Below are 11654 nucleotides of genomic sequence, written 5' to 3'. Positions count from 1 at the left end.
GCCTTTTTTGCCTCGGGCACGGTAGTTCTCAGATCCTCCATCGGTCACCATCATGGCGGGTTTCGGTCGCGGTGGACGTGATCTGGCTCACCGAGCGATCTTGATGAGTGTGATATCACCTGGTGGGGGCCGGTTTTCGTGTTCTGGTCTGCTTGTTCGCCCCGAATTAATCGGGTGAAATTTGTCGGACCCCGCCGGAATACTGGGTCGCGACCGATGAGTTGTGCGTCCTGTCCCCGTCTGTACCGGTGTGGCACCGGACAGTGCAGTCGCCGACTCGACATCGGGCCACGTACCCCTCGCACACGATCACCCGGAGGTTCTTCCGATGCCCGACCTATCCGCTAGCTCGACCAAGCAGCGGACGCCAACCGTCATCCGGTTGCTGGTGCTCGCGACCTTCACGGTGATCTTGAACGAGACCATCATGATCAATGCGATCCCGCGTCTCATGAAGGATCTGCACGTCTCCAGCGAACTGACCGCCCAATGGGTTTCTACCGCCTTCATGCTCACCATGGCAGCGGTCATCCCGGTCACCGGCTGGTTCCTGCAACGGGTCACCACCCGCCGCGCCTACGCCCTCGCCATGGGCACCTTCCTGGTCGGCACCGCGCTGGCCGCGGTCGCGCCGACCTTCGCGGTCCTGCTGGTCGGCCGCGTGATCCAGGCGGGCGGCACCGCGGTCATGATGCCGCTGCTGATGACCACCCTGATGACCGTCGTTCCCGAGAACGACCGCGGGCGCGTCATGGGCAATGTCACCCTGGCCATCTCGGTGGCTCCGGCCATGGGCCCGGTCATCTCCGGCCTGGTGCTGCAGATCGGCTCCTGGCGTTGGCTGTTCGTGCTGGTGCTGCCCATCGCCGCGGCGGTGACGGCGCTGGGTCTGCGCAAGCTCGAGAATGTCGGTGAGCCGCAGCCGGGTTCGATCGACTGGATCAGCGTGCTGTTCGCGGCCTTCGGTTTCGGTGGGCTCGTCTACGGCCTGAGCAAGTTCGCCGGTGGCAGCACGGTCGTCCCGGCGCTGATCGTCGCCGGTGGCGCGGCGCTGATCGCCATCTTCGCCTTCCGTCAGATCTCGTTGCAGCGCAACGGCACTCCGCTGCTGGACCTGCGCGTGCTGCTGGCCCCCACCTACGCCAAGTCGCTGATTCTCATGGCGGTCGCGTTCCTGGCCATGATGGGGTCGATGATCCTGCTGCCGCTGTACCTGCAGAACCTGCGCGATCTGACCCCGTTGAAGACCGGTCTGCTGGTGATGCCCGGCGGCCTGGCCATGGGTCTGCTCGGCCCCACCGTCGGCAAGATCTTCGACCGCTTCGGCGGCCGCGTGCTGGTGATTCCGGGCGCCATCGGTATCACCGCGGCGCTGGCCGGTTTCACCCAGCTGTCGCTGACCTCGCCGTACGCCCTGCTGGTGGCGATGCACGTGCTGCTCATGGTGTCGCTCGCGGCGACCTTCACCCCGGTGTTCACCCTGGGCCTGGGCGCGCTGCCGATGCACCTGTACTCGCACGGCAGTTCCATGCTCGCGACGCTGCAGCAGGTGGCGGCCGCGTTCGGCACCGCGCTGGTGGTGACGGTCATGACCTCGCGGGCCAAGCACGTGGCCCCGACGGTGACCAACCCGCTGGAGGCGCACCTGTCGGGTATGCGGCTGGCGTTCCTGGTGTCGGCGGGCCTGTCCGTCGTCGTGATCGTGATGGCGGTGCTGCTGCCCAACCGGTCGGCGGCCGGGCATCACGGCGCCGAGATCCCGGATGTGGTGGACGAGGCCGAGCTCCCGGAGCTGGTCAAGGACTGACCGTCGTAATCCCGCTGACAGCGCCCACGGTGTGATGCCGTGGGCGCTTTCGCGTTGCTACACCGCGAATTTCACGGCGAGGGCGATGCCGCATCCGGCGGCGATCACGCGCAGGCTGTTGCTCGGCAGGCGGCGCGCCACCACCGGGCCGACCCGGCCGCCCAGCAGGAAGCCCAGGGCCAGGGGCGCGACGTAGGCCCAGTGCACCGGACCGTAGAACGCGAAACCGATGGCCGCCGCGCCGTTGGCGCACATCGAGGTGACGCTCTTGACCGCATTGGCGCGCTGCGGCGACCACTCCGGGTACATGGCCGAGATCAATGCCAGGATCAGAATCCCGCCCGCCGCACCGAAATACCCGGCGTAGACGGCGGCCACGAACAGCAGCACCCCCAATACCCGGTTGCGCCGGACTCTTTCGCTGTCGCTCGCGTGCTGCCACCGCCGCGCCAGCTGTGGTTGCGCCAACAGGAACACCGAGGCCCCGCCGATCAGGAACGGCACCACGACCTGAAACGTCGACGCGGGCGCGATCAACAGCAGTGCCGCGCCGATCGCCCCGCCGACGGCCGCGACCACCCCGAGCCGCACCACGGTCCGTCGCGTCCCCGCCAGCTCCTGCCGCGACCCGGCCGCCGCCCCGACCCCGGTGAAGATCAAAGCCACCGTATTGGTGACATTGGCCGCCACCGGCATCAGTCCCATGCCGAGCAGCGCGGGATACGACACCAGCGAGGCCAGACTGACCAGCACGCTGACCAATCCGGCCGCGAAACCCACCGCGATCAGCTCGACCGCCTCGACCGCGGTCACCGACGTTCACCGGGCCGGGACCGAGAACACCCAGCACTCACCGGGACATCCTACGAATTCGGTTCGGCCGCTTCGCAGGGGCGTCCCCGCATCCGGGCGATAACCAATCCTTATCGCTGTGAACGCGAGCTGCTCATTGGCCCGCCCGCCCGTCTCCGGTGAAATCAATCCCATGAGCAGCACAACCGAAACCCGCACCGTCATCGAGAACTACATCCACGCCCTCCAGACCGGCGAGGCCGTGGACCGCCGCCGCGAATTCTTCACCGAAGACGCCACCTGGACCCTGGCGGGAGACCTCCCCACCTCCGGCACCTGGACCGGCCCCGACGGCATCTTCCACGGCTTCCTCCCCGCCATGCTCGACCGCTTCGACACCACCGCCCCCATGAGCCAAGACCTCCGCTCCCTCACCGCCGAAGGCGACCGAGCCGTAGCCGAATGGACCACCCACGCCACCACCGCAACCGGCGACCCCTACGCCAACGACGTAGTAATCACCTTCCGAGTAACCAACGGCCGCATCACCGAAGCCCGCGAATACTTCGACACCGCCTACGCCCGCCGCCTCCTCTTCCCCGAGAACTGAATTCGAGTGGCACAAAGGAGACTTACGGCTCGCCGGCGGTCGCGAGATGATCGAGGACGAACCCGATGTGATGGCTTGTGCCGATAGCGCGCCACGTGGATCCGTTGCCCGGCCCGCTCACTGTGGAAGCTCGATCACCGTGTGCGTACCATGTCCGACCCGCGATCTCCTCATCGCCCCAGGTCAACCCACCGGTGAACTCGGATCCGGCGGCGATCTCGCCACAGATGTCGAAGAATCGAGTGAAGCCCTCCGACCTGCGGTACTTCAGAACGAGCCACGAGCCAGCGACGGTGTATCGAAGTTGCGGCGGGGGACCGTAGCCCTTGCCGAGAGGTAGTAGGGGATGCGCGACGCCATAGTCACCGAAGGTCGGAATTCTGCTGTGCCCGAGTAGTTGTCGCCGCACATCGAGCCAGAGGTCGACTTCCTTGCGATCGATTCGTGTGAGGATCTTCGGCTCGATATCGCTGAGGTCGGGCGGAAACGCCCCACCCGCAAGCGTTATCGACATCCATTGGTCGAGATGAGGTATGTCGAGCAGCGACAGCAGGGCGGCGCGGGCCTTGCGGTCGACGTCTTTGTCATCGGCGATACTTCCGAAGTCGAGTACGAGATGGACCCTGCCGCAGCGCATTCCCAGGGCCTCGAGGGCGCACCCGATCTGCTCGGACAGGAGGTGACGGTTGCCGCCGGATAGGTCCGCAGCAGTGAGGCGAATACAGGCCGGCTGATGCAAGGACTGTCGTACGGCCTCTCCTACCTCGAAAAGAACCTGCCGCGAGTCCGATAGGCGAACGGCGGGTATGACGCCCAGTTGGGCACTCTCGAAACAGTTCTCGACTACTTGCGCGGTCGGGTTCCAGCCCGAAGTCGCGGGCAGGTGATGAGTGTCGATGATGAGATCGAACCGAACCCTCCAGTGTTTGCGGAGGGTATCCAGGATCCGGTTGAGTCCGAGTTTCAATGCTGTCGGTGGCGGCCTGAGCTCATGGAGCATCTCGTCGCTCGGGACGATCTCGATCAGCGGCACGCAGAACTCGGCGAGGTGCTCCTCCATGTTCTTCAGGGCCGTTAGCTCGCCGAGCCGACTTTTGAGAATCGGTACATACCGCGGCCTGGTGTCCATGGCCGGCTACCGGCCATCGGCGGTGAAGATGCCGAGCATCCGAATTACCTTGTCCTACAAGCGTTCCACCTCGAACTGCATTGCTCGAGTCGCTACTCGTAGTATCCGGCCTCGCCGCGACACGCGGGGACATCTCGGCGCACGGTCGCCCGGTTGGCCGGATCCGTCATACGTCCGGCACTCGGGGTCAGAGGTCAGCCGAGGTGGGGGAAGTTCTTTCGGGCGGTGATGACCGGGGTGTTCGGGGTGAGGGCGAGGATGGTGACGGTGACGTCGGTGGTGGAGCCGGATTGGAATTTGGCTGACTCGCCGAATAATTGGATCAGTTGGACGGGGTTCACCGCGACGGTGGCCTGTTGGGGTTGGCCGATGCAGTTGGCGGGGGCGAGGGCGGTGCCGTTCACGCCGGGGCCGGTGAGTCCGGGTGCGAGGAAAAGGGTTTCGCGGACGGTGACCGACAGTTCCGCGCCCAGGCCCGGGGCGCATTCGTAGGAAACGGCGATCACGGCATTGCCGTTGGATGCCGTGGCGCTGTCGACGGTGAGGGGCGTGGCGGCGGCTGCGGTGCCGCCGACCAGGGCGGAGGCGGCGGCGAGTGCGCCGAGAGCTACGACGAGATGTGGTGCGCGCACGGGGAGTCCTTCAATGCCATTGGCCTGCACGATTTTTCGAGATCCGGCGGTGGCTCGGGTGTGAGGATAGCGGATAGCGAACCGACCGTGACGAATTTTTGGCGGTTTCGGGCTATTCCTCGACCGTGATTGTCAGCCGGGGTTTGGCGGTCTCGTTGTCCCCGGCGACCATCTGCCAGACCGAGTCGATCATCGGGGCCAGCAGGAGTTCGCCGAATTGGCGGATGAGGACGGCGACGATCTGGGTGGATTCGCGGCGGGTGGTCGAGGCCAGACCCTCTTCGCGGAGTTGCGCGACCTCGTTGCGGGTCAATTCGACCAGGCGCTCGAGGAATTTCAACTGGGTGGGCTCGGGCTCGAGAATGGCTCGGCGCAGATAGTTCACGACCGCGGGGTTTTCGCGCAGCATCTCGCGGACCGCTTCGTCGCGCGCCGCCGCGACCTCGCCCGCGGTTCCGGTGCTCGGCACGGAATGCACGGCCTGATAGAAGAATTCGCTCACCAGCTGGTCGACCGCGTCCCGCAGGCCCGCCTTGGTCTTGAAGTGGTGCTGGACCAGGCCGAGGGTGACGCCGGCCTCGGCGGCGACCGCGCGCAGCGAGACCCGGGATTCGCCGTACTGGGCGAACAGGTCCATGGCCGCGTTGCGGATGCGCGCCTTGGCGGTCAGGTCGTCGTTCGTGGCCCGTGGATTGAGCATCGCCCCTCGACTGGTCGGTGGTTTCGGGACAGTCTACGTCGCGTTGTAATTGCTGGTCGCACGCAGTAATCGCTGGTCTTCTGCGCAGGTGGGGTTACTGTTGACCTGCTGACTATACATCCGTATCGTTCGCTGTCATGGAGGTTTCCCTGTCTCGCCCCTTGGAAGGCGTCGAGGTCGTCTCGCTGGCCGTCAATCTGCCCGGCCCGCTGGCCGCCGCCCGGCTGGCCGAACTGGGCGCGACGGTGACCAAGGTCGAACCGCCCACCGGTGACCCGCTCGCCGCGGCCGCGCCGGAGTGGTACTCGACGCTCATCGCCCCGCAGACCGTCGTCACGCTCGACATCAAGCAGGACGCCGACCGCGCCAAGCTCGACGAGCTGCTGGCCGGCGCCGACCTGCTGATCACCTCGATGCGGCCCAGCGCGCTCGCGAAACTCGATCTGGCGCAGCCGCAGGAGCGCTTCCCGCGCCTGTCGCTCATCGAAATCGTCGGCCACGCGGAGGATCCCGAAGTGCCGGGGCACGATCTGAACTATCAGGCGGTGCACGCCACCCTGACCCCGCCGCACATGCCGACCGTCCCGATCGCCGACATGCTGGGCGCCGAGCGGGCCGTCTCCACTGCCCTCGCCGCACTGGTCGCCCGCGCGAACACCGGTGTGGGACAGCCCTATCGTGTCGCCCTGGAAGAGGCCGCCGCCCGCGCCGGCGATGCCGTCCGCTACCGACTGATGGGTCCGAACGCGATCCTCGGCGGCGCGTTCCCCGGCTACGGCATCTACGAGTGCAAGGACGGTCACATCGCGCTCGGCGCGGTGGAGCCGCACTTCTTCATGGGCACCATCGCGCTGTTCGGCGCCAGCGGCGACCACGAGAGCCTGCGAAACGCCTTCGCCGACAGAACCATCGCCGAGCTCGAGGCGCTGGCCGCCGAGCACGACCTACCGATCAACGGCCTGCGCGCCCCCGTCACCGGAAAGTAGAGAACAACGATGTCCGAACTCTTCCCCGATTACGTCCCCGTCTGGGAGACCGACGAGCACCGCGAACTGCGCAAGCACGCGCGGGAGTTCTTCCGCAAGGAGGCCGCGCCCAACCGCGAGCGCTGGACCAAGCAGCACGCCGTCGACCGCGAGTTCTGGAACAAGGCCGGTGACGCGGGCCTGCTCGGGCTGGACCTGCCCGAGGAATTCGGCGGCGCGGCAGGCGATTTCGGCATGCAGTCGGTGGTGCAGGAAGAGCTGGTCTACGCGCACGACAACGGCTTCGGTTTCTCGGTGCACTCGCCGATCGTCTCGCACTACATCTACAAGTACGGCAACGACGAGCAGCGCGCGAAGTGGCTGCCGGGCATCATCAGCGGCGAGCTGGTGCTGGCCATCGCCATGACCGAGCCGGGCACCGGATCGGACCTGCAGTCGGTGCGCACCACCGCGATTCGCGAGGGCGACCACTACGTCGTCAACGGCTCGAAGACCTTCATCTCCAACGCGACCCACTGCGATCTGCTGGTGATCGTGGCCAAGACCGACCCGTCCAAGGGCGCGGCGGGCGTCTCGCTCATCGTGGCCGAGACCAAGGACCTGCCGGGCTTCGAGCGCGGCCGGGTGCTGGAGAAGATGGGCCAGCACGCACAGGACACCCGCGAGCTGTTCTTCTCCGACATGCGGGTGCCGGTCGCCAATCTCCTTGGTGAGCAAGAGGGTTTGGGCTTCTACCAGCTGATGGAGCAGCTGGCGCGGGAGCGGCTGATCATCGCCAGCCTGTGCTCGGCGCTGGCCGAGGCGGCCGTGCTCGAGGCGCTGCGCTACTCCAAGGAGCGCGAGGCGTTCGGCCGCCCGATCGGCAAGTTCCAGCACAACGCGTTCACCCTGGCCGAGGTCAAGACGGAGGCGCTGGCCATCAAGACCCTGGTGGACTACGCGATCAAGCAGTACATCGACGGCAAGAACGACCCGTCGACCGCGTCGATGGCCAAGCTGTTCGCGGCCGAGACCAGCGACAAGATCGTGGACCGCTGCCTGCAGCTCTTCGGCGGCTACGGCTACATGATGGAGTACCCGATCGCCAACATGTACACGGGTTCCCGGGTGAACCGCATCTACGGCGGCACCAGCGAGATCATGAAGGAAATCATCTCCCGCTCACTGTGATTCCGGTGGCGCGGATAGTCCGCGGTTGGCGTGTCCGGACCCCGATCGCCCGGCGGCGGCGGTTGTAGGTTCGGCTCATGCCGGACAAGCAGAACTCAACCGCGGCGTTGACCGCACCCGCGCACGATGTGGCCGCGGTGGTGGCCGAGATGCGCGATCGGGCCGAAATCACCGACGCCCTCTATCGTTTCGCGCTCGGACAGGATCGCAAGGACAAGGAGCTGTTCGCCTCGGCGTTCACCGTGGACGCCGAGCTGGACTTCCGGCCCGCCGCGGCGAAGTGGGGCGCGGCCCCGCCGGTGATGGCGGGCCGGGACGCGATCGTGGAGACCATCCTCGCGATGTTCACCGGGCGGGTGGACACCACCCATCAGGTCACCAACCCCCGTATCACGATCACCGGCGACACCGCGCACTTGACCGCCCTCGTCGAGGCCCAGCACCTGCTCATCGACGCGCCGGAAACCCGTGCCCTGCTGAAGAATCCGTACACCCTCGAGTTGCGCCGCGACGGCGACCGCTGGCTCATCCACCGGATGCGCATCGAGAACACCTGGTACACCGGCGATCCCACCGCCATCTTCGGCGGCTGAACCGGGCTACTGGCCGCCGGTCATCCCGCCGCCGCTGGGCTGGCCGCCGGTCATGCCGCCGCCGTCCGGCTGGCCGCCGGTCATGCCACCGCCGCTGGGCTGACCGCCGGTCATGCCGCCCCCGCCGGGCTGGCCGCCCGTCATCCCGCCGCCCTGACCCGGGATCTCAACCGTCGGGTTGCCGGGGAAGCCCGGGAATCCATTGCACGCGGACAGCGCGCCCACGCCGCTGACTCCGACGAGGACGGCGGCGGCCGTGCGTACGATCATCTTTCGCATTTCGAATCTCCTTCTCGTTCCGTATTTCCCGACCCGTGAACGCTATTCGGCCGCGGATTCAGGCTTGGATAGCCAGTTGTCAGAGAATGGTTAGAGAAATGCCGACCGCCGGTTTTCTTGCCGTTCCTTAACCGATCGCCGACCGTCGGCTAACCCGGCGGACGCGAGCCTGGATACATGAAATTCCTCCCCACGCGGACCCTGACCGGAATTGCCGGTATGGCCTTGGTCGCCAGCCTCACGGCGTGCAATCCGCTGCACAACACCCTCCCCGGCCTGCCCTCGCCGGAACGTAAACCCGCTACTCCGGAGTGGTTCTCCTGCGGCGTCGGCCCGTTCGGCCTGGCGGTGCAGGCGTACGGAATGAACGACGATCCGGCGGTGTGCGACCGGGCACGGGACGCCGCGTGGCGCTATGCCGATTATTCGGACCGATGGAGTTCGGGATATCAGGCAACGGTGGTGACCCGCACCGGAACCTGGGATTGCGGGCAGGTATCCGCCGATCCGGTGCCTTATCAGGAATGCACCCTGCGCGGCAGCCCCGTGGATATGCTGCGCCTACTGTCCTGAGTGATGTGTGTCCCATCATTTCGAGAAACTGGACGCTTGACCAACTTCTTGGGAGAATCGTTCGGGTTTGTTCTTCCGCTTTCCCTGAGAGGCGTTGGAGATGTCGAATGACGTGGTGCTCGTCGTTGACGATGATGCCCGGGTATTGGCCTCGGTAGCGCGCGGACTGCGCCTGTCCGGGTTCACCGTGGAGACCGCCAAGGACGGGGCCGCCGCGCTGCAGACGATGGCGATCTGCCCGCCCGCGGCCATGGTGCTGGACCTGAACATGCCGGGCCTCGACGGGGTACAGGTGGTGACCGCGCTGCGCTCGCTGGGCAATGACGTCCCGGTCTGCGTGCTCAGTGCCCGCTCCGAGGTGGGCGACCGGATCGGGGCCCTGACCGCCGGAGCCGACGACTACCTGACCAAGCCGTTCCATCTCGGCGAGCTGGTCGCGCGACTGCAGGCGCTGCTGCGCCGCAGTGGGGTGACCGCGGTGGCCGACCCGTGCGCCGAGGTCAGCGTCGGCGGGCTCACCGTGCAGACGGGTGCGCGCCGCGCCTACGCCAACGACGTCCTGCTCGATCTGACCAAACGCGAATTCGACCTGCTCGCCGCGCTGGCCGAGGTGCCCGGCCAGGTCTTCAAACGCACCGAATTGCTCAGCGGCGTCTGGGGATACACCTTCGAGACGCAGACCAAGGTGGTCGACGTCTTCGTCTCCTACCTGCGCGCCAAGATCGAGGCGACCGGTTGCGCGCGCGTCCTGCACACGGTGCGCGGGGTCGGCTACGTGCTGCGGACCGAAGCGTGAGGCGGCCGATCTCGCTGCGCACGCGGGTGGCGATCGCGAGCGCGTCGGTCACCATCGCGGTGATCGCGGCGATGGCGGCGGTGTTCGTGGTGGTGGTCCGCGCCGACACCGCACGACAGCTCGACAAGATCGCGGTGTCGCTGGAGACGACCTCCGGTGACGCTCCGGCGATCATCACGCCGGTGCCGGAATCGCTTGTCGACCAGGTCATTTCGCAGAAGACGCATCGCATTCTCGGGGTGGCCGTGGTCGCCGTCCTGCTCGCGCTGTGGCTGGGCTGGTGGGTCGCGCGCCGTGCGGTGCTGCCGCTGCGGCAGCTCACCGCCGCCACCCGCGATGTGGGTTCCAAACTGAGACTGGATGTTTCGCCGCGCGGTGGCACCACCGAGACCGCCGAGCTGACCGCCGCCATGAACGAGATGCTGGAGCGGATCGCGGAGGAACGGCGCACCACCGCCGACACCTTGGCCGCCGCCCGTGATTTCGCCGCCACCTCCGCGCACGAACTGCGCACCCCGCTGACCTCCATGCGCATGGACCTGGAAGTGCTGTGCTCGGTGCCGCTCCCGGAGCGACAGCGAACCGAGATCGTGCAGGACGTGCTCAATGCCCAGCGCATCGTTGAATCGACGCTGAGCGCGCTGGAGTCGCTGGCGCAGGGTGAGTTGATGACCGAATCCGATTGGGAGGAAGTCGATCTGGACGAGATGATCGATCAGGTCGCGGAGTCCGCCCACCGGACGCATCCGGGGACGAGCGTCGTCTCGCTGCTCACCGCGCCGCTGCACACCCGCGGCCTGGGCGCGGGCATCCGGCTGATCCTCGACAATGCCATCACCAACTCGGTCCGGCACGGCGGCGCGACCCACATCGAGATCGCCGCCCGGCCCACCGGCGACGGCATGATCACCCTGTCCTTGGACGACAACGGCACCGGGGTTCCGCCCGAGGACCGGGAGCGAGTCTTCCGTCGCTTCGTTCGCGGCACCACCGAAACCTCAGGCAGCGGTTTGGGATTGGCCCTGATCGCGCAGCAGGCCCGGCTCCACGACGGTGGCGTGCGGCTCGTCGACAGCCCGCTCGGGGGAGCCCGGCTCGAGGTCACCCTCGCCGCGCGGGCCGCCCTGGCACCGTCGAACGCCTAGCTGGGCACCGTCAAACGCTGAGCGGGAACCGTCAATCCCGTAGTGCGGTGAGGTCCGAGCGAGCGAGTGGCAGGGCCAGCGCGGCGATGGCCGCCCGGACCTTGTCGCCGGGGCGCAGACCCCACGCGGTGAAGAATCCGGTGAGGTCCGCGCCCGCCGCACGGCTGGCCGTGACCATGAGATAGTCCTTCCCGGTGGGGATCTCGGTGTCCGAGGGGTCCCGCCGACGGGCCAGCCGGTGCAGGGCGGGATAGAACTCGTCGCCGTACCCCAGCCGGAGCTGCTCGAACATGACCAGCATGGTGAAGACGCCCGCGTGCTCGATCGGCCGGTTGTCGGTATCGAGCGCGTCGTAGTCGCGCACCTCGTCGGGTAGGGCGAGAAACTCTGCGGCCGTGTCGAATTCGGAGTCCGCGGTCAACCGGCTCGGCTCGCCGAAGTG

14 protein-coding genes are annotated in these 11654 nt (G+C 67.0%); 8 read left to right on the top strand and 6 right to left on the bottom strand.

What is annotated here, in order from left to right; genetic code table 11:
• Nucleotides 1–328: 328 nt before the first annotated feature.
• Nucleotides 329–1807 carry an MDR family MFS transporter gene (locus ACWELQ_RS22960; protein WP_452399101.1) on the top strand — a complete coding sequence of 493 codons (1479 nt, stop codon included), beginning with the start codon at nt 329–331 and terminating at the stop codon, nt 1805–1807.
• A gap of 57 nt (nt 1808–1864) precedes the next feature.
• Here the strand turns inward: ACWELQ_RS22960 and ACWELQ_RS22955 are convergent, their stop codons facing one another.
• Nucleotides 1865–2620, bottom strand: a complete 756-nt coding sequence (locus ACWELQ_RS22955) for a sulfite exporter TauE/SafE family protein (RefSeq protein ID WP_452399100.1) — start codon at nt 2618–2620, stop codon at nt 1865–1867.
• A 172-nt stretch (nt 2621–2792) separates the two neighbouring features.
• Between ACWELQ_RS22955 and ACWELQ_RS22950 the strand changes: the two genes are divergently transcribed.
• Nucleotides 2793–3209, top strand: coding sequence for a nuclear transport factor 2 family protein (locus ACWELQ_RS22950; protein WP_452399099.1), 417 nt, complete (start codon nt 2793–2795; stop codon nt 3207–3209).
• A gap of 22 nt (nt 3210–3231) precedes the next feature.
• Here ACWELQ_RS22950 and ACWELQ_RS22945 read toward each other — a convergent pair whose 3' ends face one another.
• The 3 genes from ACWELQ_RS22945 to ACWELQ_RS22935 all read right to left on the bottom strand — a co-directional run bounded on the left by ACWELQ_RS22945 (nt 3232) and on the right by ACWELQ_RS22935 (nt 5670).
• Complete coding sequence (locus tag ACWELQ_RS22945; protein WP_452399098.1) at nt 3232–4338, bottom strand: beta family protein; 1107 nt, start codon at nt 4336–4338, stop codon at nt 3232–3234.
• A 194-nt stretch (nt 4339–4532) separates the two neighbouring features.
• Nucleotides 4533–4970, bottom strand: a complete 438-nt coding sequence (locus ACWELQ_RS22940) for a hypothetical protein (RefSeq protein WP_452399097.1) — start codon at nt 4968–4970, stop codon at nt 4533–4535.
• A gap of 112 nt (nt 4971–5082) precedes the next feature.
• Entirely contained in the window at nt 5083–5670 is a 588-nt protein-coding gene (locus tag ACWELQ_RS22935; RefSeq protein ID WP_452399096.1) for a TetR/AcrR family transcriptional regulator, read from the bottom strand.
• Between the two features lie 137 nt (nt 5671–5807).
• Here ACWELQ_RS22935 and ACWELQ_RS22930 point away from each other — a divergent pair, with 137 nt between their 5' ends.
• The 3 genes from ACWELQ_RS22930 to ACWELQ_RS22920 all read left to right on the top strand — a co-directional run bounded on the left by ACWELQ_RS22930 (nt 5808) and on the right by ACWELQ_RS22920 (nt 8419).
• Nucleotides 5808–6656 carry a CoA transferase gene (locus ACWELQ_RS22930; protein ID WP_452399095.1) on the top strand — a complete coding sequence of 283 codons (849 nt, stop codon included), beginning with the start codon at nt 5808–5810 and terminating at the stop codon, nt 6654–6656.
• 9 nt (nt 6657–6665) lie between these two features.
• Complete coding sequence (locus ACWELQ_RS22925) at nt 6666–7826, top strand: acyl-CoA dehydrogenase family protein (protein WP_452399094.1); 1161 nt, start codon at nt 6666–6668, stop codon at nt 7824–7826.
• A 77-nt stretch (nt 7827–7903) separates the two neighbouring features.
• The gene (locus tag ACWELQ_RS22920) at nt 7904–8419 is read left to right on the top strand and encodes a nuclear transport factor 2 family protein (RefSeq protein ID WP_452399093.1); all 516 of its coding nucleotides are present in this window, start codon (nt 7904–7906) and stop codon (nt 8417–8419) included.
• A gap of 6 nt (nt 8420–8425) precedes the next feature.
• Here ACWELQ_RS22920 and ACWELQ_RS22915 read toward each other — a convergent pair whose 3' ends face one another.
• On the bottom strand, nt 8426–8698 hold the full coding sequence (locus ACWELQ_RS22915; protein ID WP_452399092.1) for a hypothetical protein: 273 nt from the start codon (nt 8696–8698) through the stop codon (nt 8426–8428).
• Between the two features lie 177 nt (nt 8699–8875).
• Here ACWELQ_RS22915 and ACWELQ_RS22910 point away from each other — a divergent pair, with 177 nt between their 5' ends.
• The 3 genes from ACWELQ_RS22910 to ACWELQ_RS22900 all read left to right on the top strand — a co-directional run bounded on the left by ACWELQ_RS22910 (nt 8876) and on the right by ACWELQ_RS22900 (nt 11212).
• Nucleotides 8876–9271, top strand: coding sequence for a hypothetical protein (locus ACWELQ_RS22910; RefSeq protein WP_452399091.1), 396 nt, complete (start codon nt 8876–8878; stop codon nt 9269–9271).
• 100 nt (nt 9272–9371) lie between these two features.
• Nucleotides 9372–10067 (top strand): response regulator transcription factor, encoded by a 696-nt coding sequence (locus ACWELQ_RS22905; protein ID WP_452399090.1) that lies wholly within the window; start codon nt 9372–9374, stop codon nt 10065–10067.
• Nucleotides 10064–11212, top strand: a complete 1149-nt coding sequence (locus tag ACWELQ_RS22900; protein WP_452399089.1) for a HAMP domain-containing sensor histidine kinase — start codon at nt 10064–10066, stop codon at nt 11210–11212. The genes ACWELQ_RS22905 and ACWELQ_RS22900 overlap by 4 nt, the downstream gene beginning before the upstream one ends.
• A 31-nt stretch (nt 11213–11243) precedes the next feature.
• On the opposite strand, the gene ACWELQ_RS22895 is transcribed toward ACWELQ_RS22900, so the two are convergent.
• A partial coding sequence (locus ACWELQ_RS22895; protein WP_452399088.1) for a M60 family metallopeptidase occupies nt 11244–11654 on the bottom strand: 411 nt, incomplete at its 5' end.

It is taken from the genome of Nocardia sp. NPDC004722, from assembly GCF_053601505.1.
Note: the sequence above shows the minus strand (reverse complement) of the source record. Positions and strands in the feature narration are given on the sequence as shown.